At 71.9% G+C, this 25,371-nt stretch carries 26 protein-coding genes; 14 read left to right on the top strand and 12 right to left on the bottom strand.

What is annotated here, in order from left to right; all coding sequences use genetic code 11:
* Together ACOKM3_RS00785 and ACOKM3_RS00780 are read left to right on the top strand one after the other, a co-directional pair.
* The gene (locus ACOKM3_RS00785) at positions 1-519 is read left to right on the top strand and encodes a hypothetical protein (protein WP_426895811.1); all 519 of its coding nucleotides are present in this window, start codon (positions 1-3) and stop codon (positions 517-519) included.
* Positions 520-541: 22 nt separating this feature from the next.
* The gene (locus ACOKM3_RS00780; RefSeq protein ID WP_399234371.1) at positions 542-910 is read left to right on the top strand and encodes a peptidase inhibitor family I36 protein; all 369 of its coding nucleotides are present in this window, start codon (positions 542-544) and stop codon (positions 908-910) included.
* 23 nt (positions 911-933) lie between these two features.
* On the opposite strand, the gene ACOKM3_RS00775 is transcribed toward ACOKM3_RS00780, so the two are convergent.
* Positions 934-2,166 carry a GNAT family N-acetyltransferase gene (locus ACOKM3_RS00775; RefSeq protein ID WP_426895809.1) on the bottom strand — a complete coding sequence of 411 codons (1,233 nt, stop codon included), beginning with the start codon at positions 2,164-2,166 and terminating at the stop codon, positions 934-936.
* Positions 2,167-2,343: 177 nt separating this feature from the next.
* Positions 2,344-2,931 carry an RNA polymerase sigma factor gene (locus ACOKM3_RS00770; protein ID WP_426895807.1) on the bottom strand — a complete coding sequence of 196 codons (588 nt, stop codon included), beginning with the start codon at positions 2,929-2,931 and terminating at the stop codon, positions 2,344-2,346.
* 167 nt (positions 2,932-3,098) lie between these two features.
* On the opposite strand from ACOKM3_RS00770, the gene ACOKM3_RS00765 reads away from it, so the two are divergent.
* Positions 3,099-4,082, top strand: coding sequence for a MerR family transcriptional regulator (locus ACOKM3_RS00765; RefSeq protein ID WP_426895805.1), 984 nt, complete (start codon positions 3,099-3,101; stop codon positions 4,080-4,082).
* Here the strand turns inward: ACOKM3_RS00765 and ACOKM3_RS00760 are convergent.
* Positions 4,057-5,418: a cryptochrome/photolyase family protein gene (locus ACOKM3_RS00760; RefSeq protein ID WP_426895804.1), complete on the bottom strand. Its 1,362-nt coding sequence runs from the start codon at positions 5,416-5,418 to the stop codon at positions 4,057-4,059. The two genes, ACOKM3_RS00765 and ACOKM3_RS00760, sit on opposite strands and share 26 nt — an antisense overlap.
* Positions 5,419-5,495: 77 nt before the next feature.
* Entirely contained in the window at positions 5,496-7,007 is a 1,512-nt protein-coding gene (locus ACOKM3_RS00755; protein WP_426895802.1) for an SDR family oxidoreductase, read from the bottom strand.
* Positions 7,008-7,309: 302 nt separating this feature from the next.
* Here ACOKM3_RS00755 and ACOKM3_RS00750 point away from each other — a divergent pair, with 302 nt between their 5' ends.
* From ACOKM3_RS00750 to ACOKM3_RS00730, 5 genes are all read left to right on the top strand, one after another.
* The gene (locus ACOKM3_RS00750) at positions 7,310-7,759 is read left to right on the top strand and encodes an ATP-binding protein (protein ID WP_266718314.1); all 450 of its coding nucleotides are present in this window, start codon (positions 7,310-7,312) and stop codon (positions 7,757-7,759) included.
* Positions 7,760-7,880: 121 nt separating this feature from the next.
* Positions 7,881-9,266: an FAD-binding oxidoreductase gene (locus tag ACOKM3_RS00745; protein WP_426895800.1), complete on the top strand. Its 1,386-nt coding sequence runs from the start codon at positions 7,881-7,883 to the stop codon at positions 9,264-9,266.
* 232 nt (positions 9,267-9,498) lie between these two features.
* Positions 9,499-10,791, top strand: a complete 1,293-nt coding sequence (locus ACOKM3_RS00740; protein ID WP_426895798.1) for a polysaccharide deacetylase family protein — start codon at positions 9,499-9,501, stop codon at positions 10,789-10,791.
* A 44-nt stretch (positions 10,792-10,835) separates the two neighbouring features.
* A complete protein-coding gene (locus ACOKM3_RS00735) occupies positions 10,836-11,714 on the top strand; it encodes a universal stress protein (protein ID WP_426895796.1) in 879 nt (292 codons plus the stop codon).
* A 56-nt stretch (positions 11,715-11,770) separates the two neighbouring features.
* Positions 11,771-12,271 carry an FBP domain-containing protein gene (locus ACOKM3_RS00730; RefSeq protein WP_426895794.1) on the top strand — a complete coding sequence of 167 codons (501 nt, stop codon included), beginning with the start codon at positions 11,771-11,773 and terminating at the stop codon, positions 12,269-12,271.
* Positions 12,272-12,287: 16 nt separating this feature from the next.
* Here ACOKM3_RS00730 and ACOKM3_RS00725 read toward each other — a convergent pair whose 3' ends face one another.
* Together ACOKM3_RS00725 and ACOKM3_RS00720 are read right to left on the bottom strand one after the other, a co-directional pair.
* Positions 12,288-13,112: a family 1 encapsulin nanocompartment shell protein gene (locus tag ACOKM3_RS00725; RefSeq protein WP_426895792.1), complete on the bottom strand. Its 825-nt coding sequence runs from the start codon at positions 13,110-13,112 to the stop codon at positions 12,288-12,290.
* A 5-nt stretch (positions 13,113-13,117) separates the two neighbouring features.
* Positions 13,118-14,113: a Dyp-type peroxidase gene (locus tag ACOKM3_RS00720; RefSeq protein WP_426895790.1), complete on the bottom strand. Its 996-nt coding sequence runs from the start codon at positions 14,111-14,113 to the stop codon at positions 13,118-13,120.
* Positions 14,114-14,441: 328 nt separating this feature from the next.
* On the opposite strand from ACOKM3_RS00720, the gene ACOKM3_RS00715 reads away from it, so the two are divergent.
* The 3 genes from ACOKM3_RS00715 (at position 14,442) to trpS (ending at position 18,047) form a co-directional block, all read left to right on the top strand.
* The gene (locus ACOKM3_RS00715; RefSeq protein ID WP_426895788.1) at positions 14,442-15,482 is read left to right on the top strand and encodes an NAD(P)-dependent alcohol dehydrogenase; all 1,041 of its coding nucleotides are present in this window, start codon (positions 14,442-14,444) and stop codon (positions 15,480-15,482) included.
* Positions 15,483-15,561: 79 nt separating this feature from the next.
* Entirely contained in the window at positions 15,562-16,785 is a 1,224-nt protein-coding gene (locus tag ACOKM3_RS00710; RefSeq protein WP_426895786.1) for a cytochrome P450, read from the top strand.
* A gap of 191 nt (positions 16,786-16,976) precedes the next feature.
* On the top strand, positions 16,977-18,047 hold the full coding sequence (gene trpS, locus ACOKM3_RS00705; protein WP_426895784.1) for a tryptophan--tRNA ligase: 1,071 nt from the start codon (positions 16,977-16,979) through the stop codon (positions 18,045-18,047).
* A 209-nt stretch (positions 18,048-18,256) separates the two neighbouring features.
* Here trpS and ACOKM3_RS00700 read toward each other — a convergent pair whose 3' ends face one another.
* On the bottom strand, positions 18,257-18,541 hold the full coding sequence (locus ACOKM3_RS00700; protein ID WP_266718334.1) for a zinc-ribbon domain-containing protein: 285 nt from the start codon (positions 18,539-18,541) through the stop codon (positions 18,257-18,259).
* A 76-nt stretch (positions 18,542-18,617) separates the two neighbouring features.
* Positions 18,618-19,259: a MerR family transcriptional regulator gene (locus ACOKM3_RS00695; RefSeq protein WP_426895782.1), complete on the bottom strand. Its 642-nt coding sequence runs from the start codon at positions 19,257-19,259 to the stop codon at positions 18,618-18,620.
* 76 nt (positions 19,260-19,335) lie between these two features.
* Between ACOKM3_RS00695 and ACOKM3_RS00690 the strand changes: the two genes are divergently transcribed.
* From ACOKM3_RS00690 to ACOKM3_RS00680, 3 genes are all read left to right on the top strand, one after another.
* The gene (locus ACOKM3_RS00690; protein WP_426895780.1) at positions 19,336-19,839 is read left to right on the top strand and encodes a DUF4188 domain-containing protein; all 504 of its coding nucleotides are present in this window, start codon (positions 19,336-19,338) and stop codon (positions 19,837-19,839) included.
* Between the two features lie 112 nt (positions 19,840-19,951).
* Positions 19,952-20,443 (top strand): peptidylprolyl isomerase, encoded by a 492-nt coding sequence (locus ACOKM3_RS00685; protein WP_385761538.1) that lies wholly within the window; start codon positions 19,952-19,954, stop codon positions 20,441-20,443.
* A gap of 162 nt (positions 20,444-20,605) precedes the next feature.
* On the top strand, positions 20,606-21,928 hold the full coding sequence (locus tag ACOKM3_RS00680; protein WP_426895778.1) for a S28 family serine protease: 1,323 nt from the start codon (positions 20,606-20,608) through the stop codon (positions 21,926-21,928).
* A gap of 3 nt (positions 21,929-21,931) precedes the next feature.
* On the opposite strand, the gene ACOKM3_RS00675 is transcribed toward ACOKM3_RS00680, so the two are convergent.
* The 4 genes from ACOKM3_RS00675 to ACOKM3_RS00660 are packed head-to-tail and all read right to left on the bottom strand — an operon-like array spanning position 21,932 to position 25,344.
* Complete coding sequence (locus ACOKM3_RS00675; protein ID WP_426895776.1) at positions 21,932-22,687, bottom strand: ferredoxin reductase; 756 nt, start codon at positions 22,685-22,687, stop codon at positions 21,932-21,934.
* Positions 22,680-23,291 carry a sulfite oxidase-like oxidoreductase gene (locus tag ACOKM3_RS00670; RefSeq protein WP_426895774.1) on the bottom strand — a complete coding sequence of 204 codons (612 nt, stop codon included), beginning with the start codon at positions 23,289-23,291 and terminating at the stop codon, positions 22,680-22,682. The genes ACOKM3_RS00675 and ACOKM3_RS00670 overlap by 8 nt, the downstream gene beginning before the upstream one ends.
* Entirely contained in the window at positions 23,288-24,580 is a 1,293-nt protein-coding gene (locus ACOKM3_RS00665) for an amidohydrolase (RefSeq protein WP_426895773.1), read from the bottom strand. The genes ACOKM3_RS00670 and ACOKM3_RS00665 overlap by 4 nt, the downstream gene beginning before the upstream one ends.
* On the bottom strand, positions 24,577-25,344 hold the full coding sequence (locus ACOKM3_RS00660; protein ID WP_426895771.1) for a nucleoside phosphorylase: 768 nt from the start codon (positions 25,342-25,344) through the stop codon (positions 24,577-24,579). Before ACOKM3_RS00660 ends, ACOKM3_RS00665 begins: the two co-directional genes overlap by 4 nt.
* Positions 25,345-25,371 lie beyond the last annotated feature (27 nt).

Genomic DNA, 25,371 nt, shown 5'->3' with positions numbered 1-25,371 from the left:
ATGAACCGCCGAACCCGCGCACTCGCCGTTCTGGCCTGCTCCCTGCTGCTCCCGCTCGCGGGCTGCACCACGGAGCACACCGACCGGCCGGCCCGCACACCCGACGACACCATCAGGGCCGCGACCCAGACGCTCACCGACCGCTGCCTGACCCGACAGGGCCTCACACCGCCCCGGCCGGGACAGCGCCCGGCCAACCGGGCGGAGGAGCAGCGTGTCGCCGCCGCCCTCTTCGGCCGGCCGCCCGCCGAACTCTCCCTGACCCTCGCGAACGGCATCCCCGTACGCGCCCACACCGACGGCTGCCTGGCCGCCGCCCAACGCACCCTCTACGGCGACCAGAAACGCTGGTTCCAGGTGTCGACCGTCGTCAACAACCTGGGGCCCGAGGCCGCCCACCGCGACCTCAGCCTCGCCTCCGTGCGCGCACGGCACCGGGCCGAACTCACCGACTGGCAGCGCCTGCGGGCCCGCGCGCTCGACGCGTCCACCCGCGTGCTGCACACCTCCACCCACTGACCCAGCAAGGAGAACAGACCTCATGAAGCACCCGATCGCCCTGGTCACCGCCGCGGTCCTCGCCCTCGGCGGCGCCGCGCTCCCCGCCACCGCCTTCGCGGCCCAATGCCCCAGCGGCGAGTTCTGCGCCTGGACCGACGCCAACTACACCGGAATGCGCTGGAACTGGTCGGGCGACGACCACGACTGGGAGGACGGCATCCAGGACGAGGACTCCTCCTGGGCCAACCACGGAATCTCAGGGCCAGGCATCAAGGACCATGTCCAGGTCTACGAGAATCCAGGCCTCGTCGGCTTCGGCACCGTCTGTCTCGCGCCCGGCCAGGAGATCGCCTCCAACGGCTGGGCCAACGACAGCGGCGACTCCCACACGTGGAAAATGGAGTGCTGAACTCGCGTGCCGGTGACATGAGTTCAGAACGTGTCGGCGGTGTGCGGCGCTAGCTCCGTGCGCAGCGCGGCGTCGAGCATCGACGCCGCGCCCTGCGTGTGCTCCACCACCAGACCGGCGCGCACCAGCGTCGCCACCGGCGTCGCCGCCATGTACGCGGTCGCCAGATCGCGGGCCTCCAGGCTCAGATCGGGCGCGTCGTCCGTGGGCGCGTACGAGAAGCCGTCCGGCGAGGCGATCAGGCGGAACGTCCCCGCGTTCGCCGGGAGCCGCGCGTCACGGACCGCGAGCACCACATCCACGGGCGCCGCCCAGGCGCGGGCCGCGAGCGCCGCGCGCACGTCCACCAGGCGCACCCACAGCGCCGGTTCGACGCTCTTGACGCTCACCTGATCGCGGTCGGCCGCGAACAGCGGCAGGGGATCGTCCAGCGGCCTGCCGTGCGCGCGCACCGTGCCCGTCAGGTCGATGTCCGCGAGATACCGCCACAGCGCCGCCGCACCCGCCGGCGTTTCGGCCTCCAGCTCCTCGACGCTCACCAGGCCCGGCACACCCCCGGACCAGTCACCCGACTTCGTGCGGTAGATCGCGTAACCGGCGAGCGGATCGCCGAGCGCCACCACGCGCGGCGGCGACAGGCTTTCGTCCTCCTCGTCCTGCCGCGCCAGCCACTGCTCGCGCCACCACGCGTGCGTACGCGCGTGGCGGCCCGCCCGCGGCCCGCGCGTCGTCTCGAAGTACGGCGCGAGCACGGCGGGCACCGAATCGGTGTCGAGCAGGCGCAGCGGACGCTCGTCGGGCGAGATGCGCAGCCCCAGTGCGCGCCGCGAGTCGATCTCCACGCTCGCCCCGTACGTGCCGGGGCCGAAGCCGAACCGGCCGTAGATCGACGCCTCCGACGCCCACAGCGCGGCCAGCGGCGCGCCCTGTTCGGCGCAGCGGGCGAACAGCTCGGCCATCATCGCCGACAGCACGCCGCGCCTGCGGTGCGTGGGCGCGACCGAGACGTACGACAGACCGGGGCAGGGGAGGTCGCCGCCGCCCGGAACGGAGACGGAGAAGGGATGCGCCGCGGCGAAGCCGACCAGTTCCTCCCCGTCGTACGCGCCGATCCGCAGGCAGCCCGACAGCATCTGCTGTCGCTGCTTGCGGCGCTCGTCGTCCGGTGACTCGTGGAAGACGAGATGGGCGAGCGCCAGGGCTCGTTCGATGTCGGACTCGGGTACCTCGCGGAGGCGGACGGAACCAATGATCATGATCATCGACTGTAGTGGCGCCCCGCCCTCGCCCACCTCAGCGGCACCGACCCCGCTGAGGTGGGCGGGCGGCGGGGTCCGGGCCGTCCGCCCGCGCGCGTGCGGCCGACGCCGGCGCGCGCACACCGGAACTTCGGCCCGAAGGGGCCGGACGGATGCACCCGGGCCCGAAAAGTCTCACCCGCGATCGCCCCGACCGCGCAACCGGTCGCCGAGGCGCCTCATGCCGCGCCGGGCATGGCTCTTGACCGTGCCCAGCGGCCAGCCGGTGCGCTCGGCGATCTGGGGCTGCGTCAGGTCCTCGTAGAACGTGAGGCGCAGCACCGTGCGCTGGGTGCTCGGCAGGCGCGCCAACTCCTGGGACAGCACGAGCCGTTCGACGACGGCGTCCATGCCGGCGTCGGTCGCGGGTTCGCGGCCTGCCGAGACGGCGTGCCGCCCGGCCACCGCCTCGAACAGTGCCGCGCGCCGGCTCCGCGCGGCGAGCGCGTCCGCGACCCGGTGCCGCGCGATGCCCGTCAACCAGGCGGACGGCGGGCCCAGTTCCGGCCGGTACCCGGACCGGCCGCGCCAAGCGGCGAGGAACACCTGCTGCATCACGTCCTCCGCCTCGGAGCGGTCGCCGAGCGCCCGCTGGGCCAGGCCCCGCACCAGCGGCGCCCACCGCCGGTACACCTCGGCGAGGCAGGCGACGTCACCCGCGGCGAGACCGTCCGCCAGGGCGGCCTCCGACACCTCGCGCGGGTCGACGTTCCGCGACAGCATCCCTGGGATCCTCAACGCCCCGTCAACTCCTCGAAACGATCCTGAACTCGACTCGTGATGGCCAGGACCGGGCGCGCGCAGCGCTCGCCGGGTCACGGCCCGGTCATCCTGGAAACGACTCCCGCCGCACGACAACCCGCATCGGTTGTGCGTCGTATCGTGGGCCGATGGACGAGGGGCAGCGGGCACGCGAAGCGTCACCATCGGAGGCGGGCGTCACCACCGGCGCCCTCGCCAGGCGGCTCGGGGTCTCGCCGACGACCCTGCGCAGCTGGGACCGCCGCTACGGGCTGGGGCCCGCGCAGCGCTCGACGGGACACCACCGGCGCTGGACCGCCGAGGACATCGCCGTCGTCGAGGAGATGTGCCGGCTGACCACGACGGGCCTGCCGCCCGCAGAGGCCGCGCGCCTCGCGGGCAAACGCCTCGCGACGGAGCCCGCAAGGCTGCCGCTCCAGCGCCCCGCACCGGCCGCGCCCGCCTCGCCTGCCACGCTGGAGCGCCAGTGCCGGGGCATCTCCCGCGCCGCGACCCGCATGGACGCGCCGACCGTGCAGAACCTGCTGACCGAGGCCGTGACGGAGCACGGCCTGGTCAACGCCTGGCAGGACGTGATGGCGCCGGTGCTGCACGCGGTGGGCCGCAAGTGGGAGGAGGCGGGCGACCGGTACGTCGAGGTCGAGCACCTGCTGTCCTGGCACGTCTCACGCACCCTGCACCGCGCCGCCGCCCCCGTCGAGTCCACCCTGGCACTGCCGCCGCTGGTCCTCGCCTGCGTCCCCGCCGAACAGCACGTGCTCGCCCTGGAGGCGCTCAGTGCCGGTCTGAGTCAACTGGGCGTACCGCAGCGGATGTTCGGGGCGGCCGTGCCGGTGGAGGCGGTGTCGGCCGCGGTGCGCAGGACCGGGCCGCGCGTCGTCGTGCTGTGGGCGCAGGCCCGCTCCACCGCGAGTCTTCCGCTGGCCAGGCACCTCGCCGAGACCCGCTGGGGGGTGCGCGGCGCCCGCGGCAAACCCGCCGTGATGCTGGCCGGGCCCGGCTGGGCTGGCAGGGGTGTGCGCGGCGCGCTGCACCCGGCGACGCTGCCGCAGGCCCTCGACCAGATCGGCCGCCACTACCCGGAGATCAGTCGAGCCCCCGGGCCCGCTTGAACCGGGCAAGACCGTCCGGCAGTTCGACGATCGGGTCCGGATAGTCGCCGAGGGCGGCCCGGTCGAGCCCGGTCGCCTTCCACGGCGTGTGCACCGCGGAGCCCTCTACGTCCGCCAACTCCGGCACCCAGCGCCGTACGTAGGAGCCGTCCGGGTCGTAGCGCTTGGCCTGGGTCACCGGATTGAGCACCCGGTTCGGGCGGCTGTCCGTGCCGGTGCCCGCCATCCACTGCCAGTTCAACTGGTTGTTCGCGACGTCCCCGTCCACCAGCAGGCTCAGGAAATGGCGCGCGCCCACCCGCCAGTCCACGTACAGCGTCTTGACGAGGAACGACGCGGTGAGCAGCCGGCCCCGGTTGTGCAGCCAGCCCTCGTGGCGCAGCTGCCGCATCGCGGCGTCCACCACCGGGTATCCCGTACGCCCCTCCTGCCACGCCTCGACCTCCCGAGGTGCCGTGCGCCAACGGTCGTGATGCGTGCGGTAGTCGGCGTGCGCGGCGTCGGGACGAGCGGCCAGCACCTGGTGGTGGAAGTCCCGCCAGGCCAGCTGCCGCAGATACGCCTCCGCGCCCGGGCCGCCCGCCGCGCGCGCCCGGTGGGCGGCCTCGACGGGACCGACCGTGCCGAAGTGCAGATGCGGCGAGAGCCGCGACGTGGCATCGCCCGCGAGGTCGTCGTGCCGGTCCTCGTACGCGGCGATCCCCGACCGCAGCCAGGAGGACAGCAGCGTCCGGCCCGCCCGTTCGCCGCCCTCGGCGAGCCCGGGCGACACCCCCGCCACATCGGCCCGCTCGGGCAGTACCTCGCCGCCGACGCCGTCGGGCACCCGGACGGTGCGCGGCGCCCGCACGACGGCCCGCGTCCCGTGCTGGGCCCAGCGCCGGTGGTAGGGCGTGAACACCGCGAAGTGGTCCCGGGCGTCGGGCGTGACGGCGCCCGGCGGAACGCAGGTGACGACGCCGTCGTGCGCCACCAGGTCGCAGCCGAGGCGGTGCAGCGTGTCCCGCAGCCGGTCCTCCCTGCGGTGCGCGTACGCGGAGACGCCGCCCGCCACGTGCACGGCGCACGCGTCCGTCTCGGTCACCACCTTCGCCACCTCGTCGACCACGTCGCCCGAGCGCACCACGAGCCGCCCGCCCCGGTCCCGCAGCGCCGCGTCCAGATCCCGCAGGCAGTCGGCGAGAAACGCCTCCCGGTTCGGGACGAGGAACCCGGCCACCCCCGTGTCCCGGACGAACAGCGGCACCACGACGTCCGCAGCGGTCGACGCCGCCCGCAGCGGCGGGTGGTCGTGCACTCGGAGGTCGGAGGTGAACAGGACGACGTGGACACGCACGGAAAGGCTCCAGGTGGAGGGGGCGGCAAGCGGGCTACGTCAGGCCTTCCCGGCCGACGGCGTACACGGATGCACGATCACCCGCACGAGGTGCTGCCGGTGGGTCCCCGCTCGGCCGTGGCCGCGATGTTGCGCGCCATCCCGCCGAACACCACGGAGTGGAACGGCGCCACGCTCCACCAGTACGCCTGGCCCGCGAGCCCGTGCGGATGGAACAGCGCCCGCTGCCGGTAGCGGGAACGCCCGCCGTCCGCCGCCTCCACGGACAGCTCCAGCCAGGCCAGGCCCGGCAACCGCATCTCGGCGCGCAGCCGCAGCAGCCGGCCCGGCTCGATCTCCTCCACGCGCCAGAAGTCCAGCGAGTCGCCGACCCGCAGCCGCGCCGCGTCCCGCCGCCCACGCCGCAACCCGACGCCGCCCACCAGCCGGTCGAGCCACCCGCGCACCGCCCACGCCAGCGGGAACGAGTACCAGCCGTGCTCCCCGCCGATGCCCTCCACCACGTCCCACAGCCGCCCCGGCGACGCCTCGACCAGCCGCTCCCGCTCGTCCGTGTAGAGGCTGCCGCCCGCCCAGTCCGGATCGGTGGGCAGCGGATCGCTGGGGGCGCCCGGCAGCGCGGCGGACGACCAGCGGGTGGCCACCTGCGCCTCCTGGACGCGGCGCAGCGCCAGCCGCACCGCCTCGTCGAACCCGATCGGGGAACCGGGCGGATAGGCCACCCACTCCTCGATGTCGTGCTCGTGGCAGACGACTTCGTGGCGCAACGACTCGGTGAGCGGGCGGGCGATGGAGGCGGGCACGGGCGTCACCAGGCCGACCCAGTGGCTCGACAGGCCGGGGCTGAGCATCGGCACCCCGACCACGACGCGCCGCGGCAGCCGCGCCACGGCCGCGTACCGGAGCATCATGTCGCGGTAGGTGAGCACGTCGGGCCCGCCGACGTCGAAGGCGCGGGACACCTCCGAGGGCATCGCCGCACTGTCCACGAGGCAGCGCAGCACGTCGCGGACCGCGATCGGCTGGATCCGGGTGTGCACCCAGCTCGGCGTCACCATCACCGGCAGCCGTTCGGTCAGATAGCGCAGCATCTCGAACGAGGCGGAGCCGGACCCGATGATCACGGCGGCCCGCAGCACCGTCGTCGGCACGCCGGAGTCGAGCAGGATGTGCCCGACCTCCGCCCGCGAGCGCAGATGCGGCGACAGCTCCGGCTCGGGCACGCCCGCGGGCGTCAGGCCGCCCAGATAAACGATCCGCCGCACACCCGCCCGGCGCGCCTCTTCGGCGAAAGCCGTCGCCATCTCGCGGTCGGTGCGCTCGAAGTCCTTGCCGGTGCCGAGCGCGTGCACCAGGTAGTAGGCGACGTCGATGCCGCTCAGCGCGGCGCCGAGCGAGTCGCGGTCCGTGAGATCGCCCCGCGCCATCTCGACATCGCCGGCCCACGGGTGATCCCGGAGCTTGGCGGGGGAGCGGGCCAGGCAGCGCACGTGATGCCCGGAGGCGAGCAGTTCCGGCACCAGGCGGCCGCCGATGTAGCCGCTCGCCCCGGTGACCAGGCACCGCTGTCCGGCACGTTCCGCGTTCATGCGTCTCCCTCGCTCGCCCCCTGTCCACCACCGTCCGCCCCGTGAGCGACTTCCGCATCAACAGGGCGGGTGGATGCAGCAGGTCGGAGGCGGTCCGTGAGCGAGGGATAATGCCTTCGCGGCGAAGCTGGGGCACGGCAGGCCTCTCCCGGAAGTCCGAAGGGACACGTGGTCGTCCTTCAGACGACGAGCCGGGGGGTCGGTCACCCCGACGAATCCGGCAGGACTGCGCGGCCTCATGCGGGGTATCAGCAGGCTGCGGGTGTCCATCGCGGAGTCCCGCAGGCGTGAAAGAGACACGAATGACCGAGTACATGGACGGGGCATTGATCCCCACAGGCTTCGACGAGGCAGTCGGGCCACTGATGCAGGCCACCCACTACGCAGGCGACGAGGGGTGCCTGGCCGACGCGCGCAGGTTCGCCGACGTGTTCCTGACGAGGCTGCGCCAGGAGTGGTGCGTCGAGCTCGACCCGCGCACGGCCGGGGACGTCCTGCTCGTCGTCAGCGAGCTGATCACGAACGCCGACCGGCACAGCGCGGGCCCGTACGTCCTGGAACTCGAAGGCACGTCGCGGCACGTCGCCGTCACCGTCTACGACAGCAGCGCCGCCGTGCCGGTGCGCTTCCCGCGCGACCCGGCACGCGTGGGCGGGCACGGCCTGGAGATCGTGGACGCGCTCGCCGTCGTCTCCGTGGAGCAGGTGCCGGTCGGCAAGCGCGTGCGCGCCGTGCTGACACTCGCCTCCTGAACGACCGCGCCGTTCGGCGGCGCACAGCGGTGTTCCAGAATGGAGCCCTGACCCGTGAACGCGCCGGTCAGGGACATCTGTTCAGGAGGACGACATCGACACCGCAGACACGAGGGGCACGGTGGGCGAACTCGCCGCCGCGCTCCCGGACAGCACCCTCGTCACCGACCCGGACGTCCTCGCGTCCCTCGGCCACGACGACGCCGAGTGGGCGCCGACGGGCCGGCCGCTCGCCGCGGTGCGCGCCACGTCCGCCGAGGAGGTCGAGTCCGTGGTGCGGGCCTGCGCGGCCCGGCGGATACCGGTCGTCACGCGGGGCGCGGGCACAGGACTCTCCGGCGGGGCCAACGCGGTCGACGGCTGCCTCGTGCTCGACGTGTCGAAGATGAACCGCATCCTCGAGATCGACACCGAGAACCTGATCGCCGTCGTCCAGCCCGGGGTCGTCAACAACGACCTCAAGGCAGCCGTCGCCGAGCACGGCCTGTGGTACCCGCCGGACCCGGCCAGCGCCCCCTGGTCCACGATCGGCGGCAACGTCTCCACGAACGCGGGCGGCCTGTGCTGCCTCAAGTACGGCGTCACCCGCGACTACGTCCTCGGCATGGAAGTCGTCATGGGCGGGCCCGCGGGGGAGTACGGCAGCCGGGTCCGGCTCGGCCGGCGCACCACGAAGGGCGTCGCGGGCTACGACCTGACGAGCCTGTTCGTGGGCTCCGAGGGCACCTTCGGCGTCATCACCGAGATCACGCTGAAGCTGCGGCCGGCGCCCGCCGCCGACCCCCGGACCGTGGTCGGCAACTTCGACAGCCTCGTCGCCGCGGGCGCCGCCGTCGCCCTCGTCACGAGCCGGGGCCTCGCGCCCGCCGCCCTCGAACTCCTCGACCGCGCCTGCATGGAGGCCGTGGAGAACTGGAAGCACCTGGGCATCGAGCCGGGTGCGGAGGCGATGCTGCTCGCCCGCATCGACGCCCCGGGCGACGCGGGCGAGGCCGAGGCGAGCGCGGTGGCGGACGCCTTCCGGGAGGCGGGGGCGCTGTGGGCCGAGCAGTCCACCGACGCCGTCGAGGCCGAGGCCCTGTTCGACGTACGGCGCCTCGCGTATCCCGCGCTGGAGCGGCTCGGCCCGGTGCTCACCGAGGACCTGTGCGTGCCGCGCTCCGCCGTGCCGCAGATGCTCGCCACCATCGAGAAGATCGGGCGCAGGCACGGCGTGCGCATCGCCACCATCGCGCACGCGGGCGACGGCAATCTGCACCCGCTCCTGATCACCGAGCCCGGTGACGAGGCGGAACGCGTCGCCGCGCAGGCCGCCTTCGAGGAACTCCTCCAGGCCGCGATCGCCGCGGGCGGCACCGTCACGGGCGAGCACGGCGTCGGCCTGCTCAAGCGCGGCGGCATGCGCAGCGAACTGGGCCCCGCTGTCTGCGCGTTGCAGCGGGCCGTGAAGGAGACCCTGGACCCGCTGGACCTCTTCAACCCCGGCAAGGTCGTCGGCGAGGACTGAGGCACGGGCTGAGGCACGGACTGAGACTCCGGCAACTCCTGGCGGCCCACCACGTGGCAGCCCGTTCCGCGGCACGCCGTCCCAAATGAGGCAATTGTCCGTTTATCCGCCCTACGGTGCGGAGGTCGGTGTCCGTGTGGGGGGACGTACAACGCCCCCGCCCGGGGCGCGGATTGGGTTGCCCATGGAGTTCGAAGAATCCGGTCGGTCCAGTGGAATCAGCCGTAGACGCGTGGCGCGCCTGGGTCTCGGCGTCGGCCTCGGCGCCGCGGCCGGAGCGCTCGCCGGATGCGGGACGAGCAGCGGTGAGAAGGAGGGCCCGCCCCCGGCAGGCCCCGCCCGCCACCCCGAGCGCCCGGCCAGGAAGAAGGCCCTGCCGCGGCTGATCGGCGACGGCTCGACCTCGTACACGGGGCGGCAGCCGAAACAGCCCGCCGCTCCCACCGCCCTGGAACCCGGCCAGACGCCGCCGCAGTTCGTCGTCTTCTCCTGGGACGGCGCGGGCGAGGTCGGCAACGGCCTGTTCCCCCGCTTCCTCGAACTGGCCCGGCAGCACGACGCCCGCATGACCTTCTTCCTGTCCGGGCTCTATCTGCTGCCCGAGGCGCAGAAACGCCGCTACCAGCCGCCGGGCAACCCCGTCGGGGCCTCCGACATCGGCTACCTCAGCGACCCGCACCTGAAGGAGACCCTGCGCTCCGTCCACCAGGCGTGGCTCGACGGGCACGAGATCGGCACCCATTTCAACGGGCACTTCTGCGGCGGAGCGGGCTCCGTCGCCAACTGGAGCCCCAAGCAGTGGCGCAGCGAGATCGAACAGGCCCGCACCTTCGTCAAGTCCTGGCGCACCCACACCGGTTGGCACGACCAGCCGGCCCTGCCCTTCGACTACGACAAGGAACTCATCGGCGGCCGCACGCCCTGCCTGCTCGGCCAGGAGAACCTGCTGCCCGTGGCCCGCGAACTCGGCTGGCGCTACGACGCCTCCTCGCCCGGCGGACTGCAACGCTGGCCGGAGAAGCGCCACGGCATCTGGGACCTGCCGCTGCAGGGCATCCCGTTTCCCGGCCACAGCTTCGAGGTCCTCTCGATGGACTACAACATCCTCGCCAACCAGTCGAAGAACTCCACCCGCGCCCCGGCGTACAACTATCCGGGCTGGCGCACCCAGGCCACCCAGGCGTATCTCACCGGCTTCCAGCGCGCGTACGAGACCAACCGGGCGCCGTTCTTCATCGGCAACCACTTCGAGGAGTGGAACGGCGGCATCTACATGGACGCCGTCGAGGAGGCGCTCAAGCGGATCGCCGACAAGGCGGGGAGCGGCGACGTCCGGCTCGTGTCCTTCCGGCAGTTCGTCGACTGGCTCGACGCGCAGGACCCGGCCGTCCTCGCGCAACTGCGCGACCTCCAGGTGGGGGAGCGCCCGGCGGGCGGCTGGAACCGGTATCTGCGAGGGTCGAAGAGCCCCGCGACGCCCGGTACGACGAGTAGAACGGGCGCTCCCGGACAGACAGCTCACTAGACGAGACCGGACGGACGACACCGGACAGACGAGGAGGCGGTGCGATGACCCGGCCCATCACCGCGGGTGTGGACGGATCCCCCGAGAGCGCGGCGGCGGCGGCCTGGGCGGCGCGTGAGGCGGTGCGGCGCGGACTTCCGCTGCGCCTGGTGCACGTGGGCGAGCCCGCCCCCGACAGCCTGGCGCTCGCCGCGGACGAGTCCGCGCTCACGCAGTGGGCGGGCGATCTGCTCGCGGACACCGAGCAGGAGATCGCCGAACACCACCCCGGTCTCGCGGTCACCACCGATGTGCTCGACGGGGACGGGGCCGCCGAGTCCCTGTTGGCGGCCGCGCGGGACGGCGAGTCCCTGGTGCTCGGCTCGCGCGGGCACGGCGTGATCGTCGGCTTCATCGTCGGCTCGGTGGGCCAGCAGGTCATCGCCAAGGCCGAGCGGCCCGTCGTCCTCGTCCGCGCGGACGACGTGGCACCGGCCGAGGCGAGCGGGCGCGACGTGATCGTCGGCCAGGAGGGCGAACCGGAGGACAGCGCCGCCGCGATGGAGTTCGCCTTCACCACCGCGCAGGCCCGCGGCGTGGCCGTGCGGGCGGTACGCGCGTGGAGCCTGCCGCCGGTGTTCTCCTACAGCCCCAGCTCGTTCGCCCTGCTCGACGACGCGGGCGGCATGGAGCCGTACGAGAAGAAGGCCCTCGGCGCCGCGCTCGCCCCCTGGCGCGAGCGTTTCCCGGATGTGCCGGTCAAGGAGCACGTCGAGATCGGCAGCGCGGGCCAGGTGCTGCTCTCGGTCGCGCCCGAGGCCCAGCTGCTCGTCGTCGGCCGCCGCGCGCGCCGCACCGCGATCGGCTCCCGTATCGGCTCGGTCGCCCACGCGGTGCTGCACCACGCGCCGTGCCCGGTGGCGGTGATCCCGCACACCGGCTGACCGGTGCGCGAATATCCGGATGCATGATCGGCGAGCGGCTTTGTAAGGTCCACGATGTGGAACCACTCAGCGACAAACAGATCCACTCGTCCTTCGTGAACTGCACCAAGGGTGAGGCCACCCGTATGCGGCTGCCCCTCGACTTCGCCGAGCTGCCCTGGCACGACCTGGACTTCCTCGGCTGGGTGGACCCGGGCGCGCCGCTGCGCGCGCACCTCGTGCGCCCCACGGACGACGGGCCGGTCGGCATCAGCCTGCGCGTGCCGCAGAGCGGGCGCACCAGCGCGATGAAGTCGAGCCTGTGCCAGATCTGCCTCACCGGACACGCCTCGTCGGGCGTGTCCCTGTTCGCCGCGCCGCTCGCCGGGGCCCGCGGCCGCGACGGGAACACGGTCGGCCTGTACGTCTGCGCCGACCTGGCCTGCTCCCTGTACCTGCGCGGCAAGAAGCAGCCGAAGCTGCGCGCGGGCCGCTACGAGGAGTCGCTCACGCTGGACGAGCGCGTGGACCGGGCGCTCGACAACCTCGACGCGTTCATCGCGCGGATCACCGGCTGACGACTCCCGGGCGCGTTCAGGCCTTGAGCGCGACCACGGCCTCGTCCGTGTACGGCAGGAACGTCAGGGTCTGGTGGAAGTACAGCTCGATGCTGTGCGCGTCGTGCGCGCTGTAGCCGATCGCCAGATCCTGGCCGAGCCGCAGCTCGAAGTCGCCGCCGCGCTTGGACAGGACGAACGCCCCGTTCAGCGCCGGCGCCCAGATCAGCTCGCCGTCGAGGATCCGGCCGAGGTGGTTGGCGATCGGGTAGCCGTGGTCGGAGGTCTCGCTGACCGCCGTGTACGCGTCGGCCCCGAGCAGCAGCGCGTACGGGCCCGCCACGCCTGCGAGGCGCAGCGCCGTGAGCGCCCGGCTGATGGTGTCCGGGTAGTCGCGGGCCTCGGCCGGCAGGCTCAGGACCGGGTTCGAGGTGCGCTCGCGCAGCCCCTCGATGCCCGCCGCCGTGTACCCGTCGAAGATCGCCTGGTCCTCCGCGTAGGCCATGGCGCGCGCCGCGTCCTTCACCGGCTGCCAGTCGGAGTCCTTGGAGCCGCGCTCCACGTCGTCCACGGCCTGTCGGCTCACCGTGAACGGCACCCGCAGCTCGACCAGCGGCTGCACGCCGCGCAGGCGCGCCGTCACGCCCGGCGCGGGCGGCGCGATCTCGGAGAGGTGCCCGGTGCCGACGGCCGAGAGCGCGGCGCCGTCCGGGCCCGTGACGTCCACGACGCGGCGGCCCGCGACATGGCGCTGGAACGTGCGCGTCGCCTCCTCCTCGATCTCGGCCCAGGCGGCGGGCGTGATCGGGGCGAGCTCGCGGTGCAGGTTGTTGCTCGGAGTGGGGTTCGGGACGGTGCTCATGGTCTTCAGGCTCCTTTGAGGCTGCCGATGCCGAGGGAACCGACCGCGGGGTCCGCGGTGGCGGCGCCTGTCGGCGGCTCGGGCAAGTCGTCGAGGAAGTCGGCGCTCGGCACGTGGAACAGGCATCCGGTGACCGCGGTCGAGAAGTCGAGGATCCGGTCGTGGGTGCCGGGCGGATCACCGAGGAACATGTTGCGCAGCATCCGCTCGGTGACGTCCGGGGTGCGCGCGTAGCCGATGAAGTACGTGCCGAACTCGCCCTGGCCGACGTTGCCGAACGGCATGTTCTCGCGCAGGATCTGCCGCTCCGTGCCGTCCTCGTCGACGATGGTGTTCAGCGCGACGTGCGAGTCGGCGGGCTTCACGTCGTCGTCCAGCTCGATGTTCGCGGTCTTCGTGCGGCCGATGACCTTCTCCTGCTCCGTCGAGGGCAGCGCTTCCCAGGCGGCCATGTCGTGCACGTACTTCTGGACGATGACGTAGGAGCCGGCGGCGAAGTCCGGGTCCTCGTCGCCCACGAACACGGATTCCGCGGCGGCGCGCCCGGTCGGGTTCTCGCTGCCGTCCACGAAGCCGAGCAGATCGCGGTCGTCGAAGTACTTGAAGCCGTGCACCTCGTCGACGACGGTGACCGCGGAGCCGAGCCGGCCGATGATCACGCGGGCCAGCTCGAAGCAGAGGTCCATGCGCCGCGAGCGCAGATGGAAGAGGAGGTCGCCGGGGGTCGCGGGGGCCAGGTGCCGGGGGCCCGCGAGGGCCTGGAACGGGTGCAGTTCGCGCGGCCTGGGGCCGCTGAAGAGGCGGTCCCAGGCGGTCGAGCCGATGCCGACGATGCAGCCGAGGGCGGCGTCGCGGTCGCGGAAGCCGACGGAGCGGCTCAGCCCCGACAGCTCCTCGAGCGTGTCGCGGACGGCGGGCTCGCCGCCCGGCGCGATCGTGACGACCAGGAAGACGGCGGCCTTCGCGGGCGGGGTGAGGAGGACGGGCTGAGGGTCGGCCACTAGTGCTCCGATGGCGAGGGAGGGCGTCAGTTGGCTGTTGACACCATATGGGCTGTGGCGGCTCGTGGCACTCGCGCCCGAAAAGAACCTTCTAAAGACCAGATGAACCCATGTGTCCGACCTCACCTCCGGCCCCCGTCGAACCGACGTCGGGCACCGGCCGAATGCTGTTAAACTTTGAACCAGGCCCCGACCGTTCTCCCCCGTACGGTCGGGGTCCTTTTTTGTGCCGTGACACATGTCCCACTGGGACATGTGTCCCATTGAGACGTGAGCGAGTTACGGTGGGGAGTGCGGGGGTCGGCGAGAGCGACGAAGGAGTCGAGCCATGAAGGCACTTCAGTACCGGACCGTCGGGGCACCGCCCGAGGTCGTCACCGTCCCCGATCCGGAGCCCGGTCCCGGGCAGGTCCTCCTGAAGGTCACCGCCGCCGGCGTGTGCCACTCCGACATCGCCGTGATGAGCTGGCCCGCCGAGGGCTTCCCCTACGAGCTGCCGCTGACCCTCGGGCACGAGGGCGTCGGCACCGTCGCCGCGCTCGGCGCCGGTGTGACGGGTTTCGAGGAGGGCGACCCCGTCGCCGTGTACGGGCCGTGGGGCTGCGGCACCTGTGCCAACTGCGCGCAGGGCAAGGAGAATTACTGCCTGCGCGCCGACGAGCTCGGCATCCGCCCGCCCGGCCTCGGCGCCCCCGGCTCGATGGCCGAGTACATGATCGTGGACGACCCGCGCCACCTCGCGCCCATCCACGGCCTCGACCCCGTCGCGACCGTGCCGCTCACCGACGCGGGCCTCACCCCGTACCACGCCATCAAGCGCTCGCTGCCCAAGCTGGTGCCCGGCTCCACCGCCGTCGTCATCGGCACCGGCGGCCTCGGTCACGTCGCCATCCAGCTGCTGCGCGCCATGACCGCCGCCCGTGTCATCGCTCTGGACGTGACCGAGGAGAAGCTCGCGCTCGCCAAGACCGTCGGCGCGCACGAGGCGATCCTGTCCAATGCGGAGGCCGTGGGGAAGGTCAAGGAGCTGACCGGTGGGCGCGGCGCCGAGGCCGTCTTCGACTTCGTCGGCGTGCAGCCCACCGTCGAGACCGCCGGCGCCGTCGCCGCCATCGAGGGCGACGTCACGATCGTCGGCATCGGCGGCGGTCTCCTGCCCGTCGGCTTCGGCGCGACGAACTTCGAGGTGAACGTCAGTGCCCCGTACTGGGGCAGCCGCGGTGAACTCATCGAGGTCCTCGACCTGGCGCGGGCCGGCGCCCTCTCCGTGCACACCGAGACGTTCTCGCTCGACGAGGCCCCCAAGGCGTACGAGCTGCTGCACGACGGCAAGATCAACGGGCGTGCGGTGATCCTCCCGAACGGCTGACACCGGGTGGGGGTGTACGGGCTGACGGTCGGTCAATAGGCTGACGCGTCCCGCCCGTTGCACCCCCACAGGGAGCCCCATGTCCACCGCACAGGTCCCCGACATCCTCTCGCCGGAGTTCGCCGCGAACCCGTATCCCGCCTACCGCGCGATGCGCGAGTCCGCTCCGCTCATCTGGCACGAGGCGACGCGGAGTTGGATCGTGTCGCGGTACGCCGACGTGGAGCGCGTCTTCAAGGACAAAGAGGCGACGTTCACCACCGACAATTACGACTGGCAGCTCGAACCCGTGCACGGCAGGACCATCCTGCAGATGAGCGGGCGGGAGCACGCGGTGCGCCGCGCGCTCGTCGCGCCCGCCTTCCGGGGCAGCGAACTGCAGGACAAGTTCCTGCCCGTCATCGAACGCAACTCCCGTGAACTCATAGACAAGTTCAGGGACGCGGGCTCGGCCGACCTCGTCGCCGACTTCGCCACCCGCCTGCCGGTCAACGTCATCGCCGACATGCTCGGCCTCGACAAGGCCGACCACGCACGCTTCCACGGCTGGTACACCGCCGTCATCAACTTCCTCGGCAATCTGGCGGGCGACCCGGACGTCGCCGCGGCGGGGGAGCGGACCCGCGTCGAGTTCGCCGAGTACATGATCCCGGTCATCCAGGAGCGCCGCGAGAACCCCGGCGACGACCTGCTCTCGGCGCTGTGCGCCGCCGAGGTCGACGGGGTGCGGATGAGCGACGAGGACATCAAGGCGTTCTGCAGCCTGTTGCTCGCGGCGGGCGGCGAGACCACGGACAAGGCGATCGCGAGCATCTTCGCCAACCTCCTTGCGCACCCGGACCAGTTGGCGGCCGTACGGGCGGATCGCTCGCTGATCGAGCGGGCCTTCGCCGAGACGCTGCGCTACACCCCGCCCGTGCACATGATCATGCGCCAGGCGGCCGTCGACGTGGAGCTCACCGGCGGCACCGTCCCCACCGGGGCCACCGTCACCTGCCTGATCGGCGCCGCCAACCGCGACGAGAACCGGTACAAGGACCCGGACCGCTTCGACCTGTTCCGCGAGGACCTGACCAGCACGACCGCGTTCTCGGCCGCCGCCGACCACCTCGCCTTCGCGCTCGGCCGGCACTTCTGCGTCGGCGCGCTGCTCGCCAAGGCGGAGGTGGAGACCGGGGTGAACCAGCTCCTCGACGCCATGCCCGATCTCCGGCTCGCCGACGGCTTCGACCCGGTCGAGCAGGGCGTCTTCACGCGTGGGCCGAAGGCGCTGCCGGTACGCTTCACACCCGTCGAGGCCTGACCGGAGCAGGCCTGCGGGTGTACGATTTCGTCATGCATCGTTCTACGTGTCTCAACTGGTGGCGCCTCGCTTAGAGGCGGCCGCACAGTCAAGCACGTACAAGGGCCGTCCCCGGACGGCCCTTTCCTCATGCCCTCCCACCGGAGGTCGCGCCGTCCCGAGGACGCCCGTGACCCAGGGGAGAGACCACCATGAACAGCAGCACCGACGCCCTCGGCACCTCCGCCGCGCAGGAACGCAGCGCCGAGCTGGAACAGCTGATCCGCAAGGATCCCGGGCGGTTCCGCATCCTCACCGGGGACCGGCCCACCGGCCGCCTGCACCTCGGGCACTACTTCGGCACCCTGCACAACCGCGTCCGGCTCCAGGACCTCGGCGTCGAGACCTTCGTCCTGATCGCCGACTACCAGGTCCTCACCGACCGCGACGTCGCCGAGAACCTCACCGAACACGTCGAGGAGCTGGTCCTCGACCACCTGGCCATCGGCATCGACCCCGAGCGCTCCACGATCTTCACGCACAGCGCCCTGCCCGCGCTGAACCAGCTGCTGCTGCCGTTCCTCAGCCTCGTCTCGGTCGCCGAACTGAGCCGCAACCCCACCGTCAAGGACGAGGTCGCCCACTCCCGGCAGTCCGCGGTGAGCGGCCTGATGTTCACCTATCCCGTGCACCAGGCGGCCGACATCCTCTTCTGCAAGGCGAACCTCGTCCCCGTGGGCCAGGACCAGCTGCCGCACCTGGAGGTCACCCGCACCGTCGCCCGCCGCTTCAACGACCGCTACGGCAACGGCACTCCGGTCTTCCCGCAGCCCGAGGCCCTGCTGTCCACGGCGCCGCTGCTGCTCGGCACCGACGGCACCAAGATGAGCAAGTCCCGCGGCAACGCCATCGCCCTGTCCGCGACACCCGACGAGACCGCGCGGCTGATCCGCGGCGCGAAAACCGACGCCGAACGCCACATCACGTACGACCCGGGGGCCCGCCCCGAGGTCTCCTCGCTCGTCCTGCTCGCCGCCCTGTGCGAAGGCGTCGACCCGTACGCGGTGGCGCAGGAGATCGGGGACGGGGGCGGCGCCGCGCTCAAGCGGCGCGTCACCGAGTCCGTGAACGAGTACCTCGCGCCGATCCGGGCCAGGCGCGAGTGCTGTGCGCAGGACCGTGGCCTGGTCAGGGACGTGCTGCGAGCCGGGAACGAGCGGGCGGGCGCGGTCGCCGACGCGACGCTCAGGGAGGTGCGGGCAGCCATGAACGCCGACTACTGACGAGGGCGTGAAAAGCCGCCGGGACGATTCTGCCTGCGGCATGCATGCCCCGCCCGATCCCGGGCAGCAGGAGAACAGACGCTCAAGCAGCCCACCCCCCCCGGGCGCTCGAGCCCGTGGCCCTGTCGCCCCCTCTCCCCCCTGGGAGGCGGCAGGGCCACCTTTTGGCAGCGGCCCCGGCTGTTTCGGCAGCGGCCCCCGGCGGCGAACTAGCCCTGGTGGTGCTGCTGTTGCTGCTGCGGCGCCCCGGCCCCTGGCCCGGCGGCCTGCGCGAGCATCCCGTCCACGTGATCCTTGGGCACCTGGTGCGCGGCGCCGCAGAACGTGCACTGCGCCTGGTACTTCGTCGAGATCGGGAACAGCGGGATGAAGAACAGCGTGAACTTCGTGACGAACTTCCGCAGCGTGTGCGCCGCGGGATTGCCGCAACTGCCGCAGACGAAGGTGAGGATCGCGAGCTGGTACGCGTAGCCCCGCGTGCCGAAGATGATCATTGGGTCCCTCCCGTTGTGTGTCCGCCGCAGAGCGTCCGGCGTCCGGCCGTCATCGTATGCGGCCCTCCCCTGAGCCTCACAAGCCGTAGCGGCGCGTGGAGTGCTCCTCCTGGGCGAGCCGGCGCAGCGCGAGCAGCAGAGGGTCGTAGAGGACCGCCGCAGCGACCGCCAGTTCGACCTTCTCGGAGTCGTCCTCGTAGGCATCGAGTTGGTCCAGGTCCAGCTGGGCCACCTTCTCCATGAGGTGCGCGTACTGCGCGAGGATCTCGGGTCCGCGCGAGTAGCCGAGGCGGGTCAGCGTGACGATCGTGGTGACCAGGGCGCGGTAAGTGGGGGAGAGGGTGCCGATCTCGCGCGCGTTGTGCCAGCCCATGTCGCCGAGGAACCGGTCGACCGCCTCGGTCACCTCCGCCGTCAGCGGGTCGTCCGCGGGCGCCTCGGGCGGCTGCGGCATGGCCCACAGGGCGGCGCCCAGCCGGAAGGTCGTCCCCAGGGACTCGTCGTCCACATGCTCGAGCACCTCCCGCACGGTGGCCACCGGGATCCGGCCGATCTGGATCATCGCCCTGATCAGGCCGAGCCGCCGCAGATGCGCCTCGCCGTACGCGGCCTGAGTGGCGCTGATCCGCTCGCCCTGCGGCAGCAGCCCCTCGCGCAGGTAGTACTTGATCGTGCCGACCGGCACCCCGCTGCGCTCGCTCAACTCTGCCAGTCGCATCCCTTGTGCACCTCCTTGGAAAGTGTCACTATCCAAACACGGGTCAGGGGATCGGGGGACCCCTGACTTCCCATCAATGTCCGACAAGAACGGGGGAGTTGTGTTCACGAAACTGGAGATGGGGCGGATGACGGCGGCCGCCGACGGCGACGTCGTGCTCTTCGTCGTCGGTATGCGGATCAACCGGTTCTGGGCGGTCCACCGCTGGCTCCCGGTGATGTACGCGATGCCGATGATGCTGCGGGAACTCGGCAAGGATCGCACGGCCGGCCTGCTCCACCATGTGCTGGGCACCTCCGACCCGCGCAACTTCTACGTGATCCAGTACTGGGAGTCGAAGGAGAAGCTGCTCGCCTACGCGGCCGCCTCCGGCAAGCGGCACCAGCCCTGGTGGGCCCGCATCAACCGCTACGCCCGCAAGAGCAAGGGGCACGTCGGCATCTGGCACGAGACCTATCTCGTGCCCGCCGGCTCGTACGAGACGATCTACGGGGACATGCCGGCCTACGGCCTCGGCAAGGCCTACGGCGTGCGGCCGCTCGGTGAGGGCGTGCGGGCGCGGGACCGGCTCGCGGTCTGAACGTATCCGCCCCGCAAGCAGATCGTCACGCAGCGTACGAATGGCGTACGAAAATGGCCATCCCGACGGGCCGAATCGGCAATCCGGGGTTCGTGATGAAAGGATTGCGTCCATGGCAATCAAGACCTACTTCGACATCACGATCAACGACGAGCCCGCCGGGCGGATCACGTTCAACCTCTTCGAGGACGTCGTCCCGAAGACCGCGGAGAACTTCCGTGCCCTGTGCACGGGCGAGAAGGGCTTCGGCTACGCCGGCTCGTCCTTCCACCGCGTCATCCCGCAGTTCATGCTGCAGGGCGGCGACTTCACCGCCGGGAACGGCACGGGCGGCAAGAGCATCTACGGCGAGAAGTTCGAGGACGAGAACTTCCAGCTCAAGCACACCAAGCCGGGCCAGCTCTCCATGGCCAACGCGGGCCCGAACACCAACGGCTCGCAGTTCTTCATCACCACCATCGTCACCGACTGGCTGGACGGCAAGCACGTCGTCTTCGGCGAGGTCGAGGACGGCATGGAGCTCGTGAAGAAGATCGAGTCCCTCGGTTCGCGCAGCGGCGGCACCTCCGCCAAGATCACGATCGCCGAGTCCGGCCAGCTCTGACCCAGGCCGATCATCCGGTGAGCGGAGCCGGGACCCCGTCGAGGGGTCCCGGCTCCGCTCATTTCCGATGCGAGCCCAACTCCTGGGCGGGCGCCGCGGGTTAGGGTCTCGGTCGGTGGATCACCGATCCGCCGCACCGTTCCCTCGACCCAGGGAGACCTTGTGCGCCTGCGCGCCATACCCACGCTGCTGCTGTCCGCCGCCCTCACCGCGGGCGCCCTCGCCGCCACCGCGGCACCGGCGACCGCCGCGCCCGCCTCGTTCGAGGACCAGTTGCGGGCCCTGCCGGGAGTGAGCGTCACCGGCGTCACCGACAAGGAGGGCTTCCCGCTCTACTCCTTGTCGATCACGCAGCCGGTCGACCACGCGAGACCCGGCCTCGGTACGTTCCAGCAGCGCTTCACGCTCTGGCACAAGTCGACGGCCAAGCCCGTCGTCGTCTACACCGGCGGCTATGAACTGTCCTCCTCGACCCGCGAGCCCACCACTCTCCTCGACGCCAACCAACTCAGCGTCGAGCACCGCTTCTTCGGTCCGTCCGTGCCCTCCGGCGGCACTCCCTGGAACAAGATGACCGTCCAGCAGGAGGCCGCCGACGAGCACGGCATCGTGGCTGCCGTGCGGCCGCTGTACGAGAAGACGTCGAAGTGGCTGGCGACCGGCGGCTCCAAGGGCGGCATGACGGCCACGTACCACTACCGCTTCCACCCGAAGGACTACGACGGCGTCGTCGCCTACGTCGCCCCCAACGACGCCAACAACAACGACGACAGCGGCTACGAGGACTTCTTCAAGCGGGTCGGCACCCAGGAGTGCCGTGACGCGCTCGCGGCCGTGCAGCGCGAGATGCTGGCGCGCCGCGACACCCTGCTGCCCAAGTTCGAGAAGACCGCGAAGGACGAGGGCTACACGTTCACCAATACCCTCGGAACGACCGACAGGGCCTACGAGTTCGCGGTTCTCGACCAGGTGTGGAACTTCTGGCAGTCCGGCTCCGTCGACAACTGCCCGACCGTGCCCGATGCCAAGAAGGTCTCCGACGACGACCTCTACAAGTGGTCCCTCGACCACGGCCTTTCCATCTACGAGGACTCCACCCTCGGCGCCAACAGCTCGGGCCCCTACTACCGGCAGGCCGCCGCCCAACTCGGCTGGGCCGACCTGAAGTTCAAGAACCTCAAGGGCGTGCGCCACTACCCGGACATCTACCAGCCGAACTCCGTGCTGCCCGCCGACATGCGCACCACCTACGACGGCACCGTCATCAAGGGCGTCGACAAATGGGTGCGTACGAAGTCCGCGCGGATGCTGTTCGTCTACGGGCAGAACGACCCGTGGAGCGCCGAGCAGTTCACGCCCAGCAGGAACGACTCGTACAAGTACGTCGTCCCGAAGTCCAACCACGGCGCCCGGATCTCCGCGCTGCCCGCGAACGAGCGGGACGCGGCGACGGCCACCATCAAGCGGTGGGCGGGCGTCCGGTAGCCGTCAGCCGAAACGCTCGATGCGGATCCGGTCCACCGGCTGACCGAGGCCGACAAGCAGCTGGGAGGCGTGCTCGGCAAAGGAGTTGGAGCCGCACACGTACGCCTCCCACTCCGGCGCACCCTCGGTGAAGTACGGCGCCAGATGATCCGCGGCCAGGCGCCGGCGCCCGCCCTCACGGGTGAGCACCGGCGTCGTCTCGGCCCCGTACTCGTCCGCGTAGATCAGGTCCGCACGCGTGCGTGCCGACACGATCAGCTTCAACGGGACCGTCAGCCGGCGCTGCCTGTGGTGGCGGATCATCGACATCAGGGGCACGACACCCGAACCCGCGCCGAGCAACAGCGCGGGCCGGTCGCCCGGCCACGCGAAGAAGCCGCTGAGCGGGCCGCGCATCTCCACCTCGTCGCCGACCCGCGCCTCGGTGTGCAGAAAGCCGGACACCTCGCCGTCCACGACGTGGTCGAGGGTCAGCTCGATGTGCCCCGAGTCGTCGGGAGCCGACGCGAGCGAGTAGTGGCGCTGGGCCTGGTACCCGTCCTCGGCGGTCAGCCGCAGCATCAGGTGCTGGCCGGGCAGATGTCCCTGCCAGCCGGGCACCGCGAAGCGGAACGTCGACGCGTTCGGTGTCTCGCGGCGGATCTCGGCGATGACGGCACGCTGCCACAGGGCGGCGCCCTGCCCGGCGGCGATCCGGCCCGGCACGGCGAACTTGGTCGGCGGCGTGAAAGTGGCGGTGTCCGGCACGGTCTCAGTCACCTGCGTATCGCTGTTCTTCCCAGGGGTTGCCCCGCGCGTGGTACCCGTTCTGCTCCCAGAAACCGGGTTCGTCGTGATCGAGGAGCCTGATGCCCGCGACCCATTTCACGCTCTTCCAGAAGTAGAGGTGCGGCACCAACAGGCGGGCGGGGCCGCCGTGTTCGGTCGGCAGAGCCTCGTCCTCGTAGGTGAAGGCGAGCCACGCCTTGCCGCCCGTCACGTCGGCGAGCGGCAGGTTCGCGGAGTACCCGGTGTGCGAGTACGCCATGATGTGCGTCGCGGTCGGGGAGGGGCGCACCGCGTCGAGGAACGTGTCGAGCGAGACACCACCGAAGCGCACCCCGAACTTCGACCACGTCGTCACGCAGTGGATGTCCCCGCTGTACGTCGCCGGGGGCAGTGCCCGCGCCTCGTCCCACGTCCAGGTGCGCTCCTCCGCGACGAGGCCGTCGATCGTGAACGTCCAGTCCTCGCGGTCGAGTCGAGGCGTCACCTCGGCGGAGAGCACCGGCCAGTCGTCGCCCGCGTCGTACTGGCCCGGCGGCAGGCCGGGGTTGTGGACGCGGGGGCGGCCGACGAAGCCTCGGGTCGCGTGGCCGGTCATGCGAGGGCCTCCAGATCGGCGAGGACCGCGCCCTCGTCGAGAGTCGTGAGCGTACGGTCGCGCATAAGGACCCTGCCATCGACGACGGTGTCCCGCACGTCGGAGGCCTGCGCCGCGTAGGCGAGCATCGCGTACGGGTCGTGGCGCGGCGTGAGGTGCGGCCGGTGCAGGTCGAGGACGGCCAGGTCGGCGCGCTTGCCGACCTCCAGCGAGCCGAGCGTGTCGCCGAGGCCCAGGGCGCGGGCGCCCTCGATGGTCGCCATACGCACGGCCTGCTCGGCGCCGACCGCCGTCGGATCGCCGTCCGCCTTGTGCACGAGAGCCGCCTGCCGCACGGCGCCGAGCACGTCGAGGGTGTTCGAGCTGACGGCGCCGTCCGTACCGAGGCCGACGGTGACACCCGCGCTCAGCAGCCGCGGAACCGGCGCGATGCCGCAGCCCAGCTTCAGGTTCGACACCGGGCAGTGGGCGACCGAGGCGCCCGCACGGGCGATCGCCGCGATCTCGCCGCCGGTCAGGTCGACGGCGTGCGCGAGCACCACGTCGGGGCCCAACAGGCCGAGGGACTCGAGGAGTTCCACCGGCCGCTTGCCGTGCGCCACCTCGACGCCCGCGACCTCGGCGGCGTTCTCCGCCGCGTGCAGGTGGATCAGCGCACCGAACTCACGGGCCAGCGCGAAGCACTCGGTGAGCTGCTCGGGGGAGAGGGTGTACGTCGAGTGCGCGAACAGCACGGGACGGGTGCCGGCGGGGCGCCCGGCCAGGTACCGGCGCGCCCACTCCATGCGCTCCTTGTACGGCCGCCCGTCCGGCGGCTCGGGGACGTCCATGAACAAGGGTCCGGTGTGCAGCCGCCAGCCCGCCGTGCGCGCGGCCTCCTCGGCGGCCTCGTGGAACCAGTACATGTCGAGCGCGGAGGTCACTCCGGCGCGCACGCTCTCGGCGACGGCCACGCGGACGGCGGCGGCGACGGTGCCGGGGTCGAGCAGGCGCGCCTCGGCGGGGACGACCCGGCCCAGGAACTCCTGGAGCGTCAAGTCGTCGGCGGTACCGCGGAGCAGTGTCATCGCGAGGTGCGTGTGCGTGTTGACCAGGCCGGGAAGCACCAGGCCGCCGGAGGCGTCGATGGTGTCGCCGGCCGTGTGGCGGGCGCGCAGTTCGTCGGCGGGTCCCACCGCCACGATCTCGCCGTCGCGCACGGCGACCGCGCCGTCGGCGAGCACGGTCGACGCGTCGTCGACGGTGAGGACGGTGCCGCCGTGCACCAGCAGATCGACGGACTCGGTCACAGTTGCTCCTCCGTAAGTATGCGCAGCGCCTCCAGGGCCACGACGCTGCCGCGCGCGACGCCCTCCGCGACGACCTCGCGGTGCGGGTCGTAGCCGCCCGTGCTCTCCTCGTCCACCAGGTCGTCCGCGTTCACGCCGTCGACGACGAGCACGGCGCCCGCGACGAGCCCGCGCAGCGATGCCGTGACGAACAGTGCGGACACCTCCATCTCGATCGCCGCGAGGCCCGCGCCGTCGTACTGGTTCAGCGGGATCAGCCCTGGTTGGAACGCCGCCCGCGTCCACACGACTCCCCGGTGGTGCGGTGCGCCCGCGTCGCGCGCCGCGCGCGTCAGGGCGAGCACGGCCTCCGGAGCGGACACCGCCGGGTACTCGGCGGGCACCAGCTGGCCGGTCACGCCGTCGTCGCGCACCGCGGCCTCCGCGACGACCAGGTCGCCGTCACCGATCCCCGGCCGCATCGCACCCGCCGTACCGAACCGTACGAACGTCCGGACGCCCGCGTCGGCCAGCTCCTGGAACAGCAGGATGGCGCCGGGCCCGCCGATGCCGTGCGAGGCGACGACGACCGGCACCCCGCGCCACGTCCCGCTGAACGTGCGGTACTCGCGGTTGTACGACACCTCCACGGCGTCGTCGAGCAGCGCGGCGACGGCCGCGGCGCGCTCCGGATCGCCCACGACGACGGCGCGCGGCGGCAGCCCCGTACGCGGTACTCGGCTCAGCGGGAGCAAGGAGTGGGGATCGGGTGCGGGGGCACTCACGAGGTGGCTCCAGTCATGCGTCGGCGC

The sequence above is a fragment of the Streptomyces nidicola genome (assembly GCF_050106155.1).
Lineage (GTDB): Bacteria > Actinomycetota > Actinomycetes > Streptomycetales > Streptomycetaceae > Streptomyces.
Note: the sequence above shows the minus strand (reverse complement) of the source record. Positions and strands in the feature narration are given on the sequence as shown.

Coding starts and splice junctions, on each gene's coding strand:
- ACOKM3_RS00785 (WP_426895811.1), top strand. CDS start 1: ATGAACCGCCGAACCCGCGCACTCGCCGTTCTGGCCTGCTCCCTGCTG.
- ACOKM3_RS00780 (WP_399234371.1), top strand. CDS start 542: ATGAAGCACCCGATCGCCCTGGTCACCGCCGCGGTCCTCGCCCTCGGC.
- ACOKM3_RS00775 (WP_426895809.1), bottom strand. CDS start 2,166: ATGATCATTGGTTCCGTCCGCCTCCGCGAGGTACCCGAGTCCGACATC.
- ACOKM3_RS00770 (WP_426895807.1), bottom strand. CDS start 2,931: ATGCTGTCGCGGAACGTCGACCCGCGCGAGGTGTCGGAGGCCGCCCTG.
- ACOKM3_RS00765 (WP_426895805.1), top strand. CDS start 3,099: ATGGACGAGGGGCAGCGGGCACGCGAAGCGTCACCATCGGAGGCGGGC.
- ACOKM3_RS00755 (WP_426895802.1), bottom strand. CDS start 7,007: ATGAACGCGGAACGTGCCGGACAGCGGTGCCTGGTCACCGGGGCGAGC.
- ACOKM3_RS00750 (WP_266718314.1), top strand. CDS start 7,310: ATGACCGAGTACATGGACGGGGCATTGATCCCCACAGGCTTCGACGAG.
- ACOKM3_RS00735 (WP_426895796.1), top strand. CDS start 10,836: ATGACCCGGCCCATCACCGCGGGTGTGGACGGATCCCCCGAGAGCGCG.
- ACOKM3_RS00725 (WP_426895792.1), bottom strand. CDS start 13,112: ATGAGCACCGTCCCGAACCCCACTCCGAGCAACAACCTGCACCGCGAG.
- ACOKM3_RS00715 (WP_426895788.1), top strand. CDS start 14,442: ATGAAGGCACTTCAGTACCGGACCGTCGGGGCACCGCCCGAGGTCGTC.
- ACOKM3_RS00710 (WP_426895786.1), top strand. CDS start 15,562: ATGTCCACCGCACAGGTCCCCGACATCCTCTCGCCGGAGTTCGCCGCG.
- trpS (WP_426895784.1), top strand. CDS start 16,977: ATGAACAGCAGCACCGACGCCCTCGGCACCTCCGCCGCGCAGGAACGC.
- ACOKM3_RS00700 (WP_266718334.1), bottom strand. CDS start 18,541: ATGATCATCTTCGGCACGCGGGGCTACGCGTACCAGCTCGCGATCCTC.
- ACOKM3_RS00695 (WP_426895782.1), bottom strand. CDS start 19,259: ATGCGACTGGCAGAGTTGAGCGAGCGCAGCGGGGTGCCGGTCGGCACG.
- ACOKM3_RS00690 (WP_426895780.1), top strand. CDS start 19,336: ATGTCCGACAAGAACGGGGGAGTTGTGTTCACGAAACTGGAGATGGGG.
- ACOKM3_RS00685 (WP_385761538.1), top strand. CDS start 19,952: ATGGCAATCAAGACCTACTTCGACATCACGATCAACGACGAGCCCGCC.
- ACOKM3_RS00670 (WP_426895774.1), bottom strand. CDS start 23,291: ATGACCGGCCACGCGACCCGAGGCTTCGTCGGCCGCCCCCGCGTCCAC.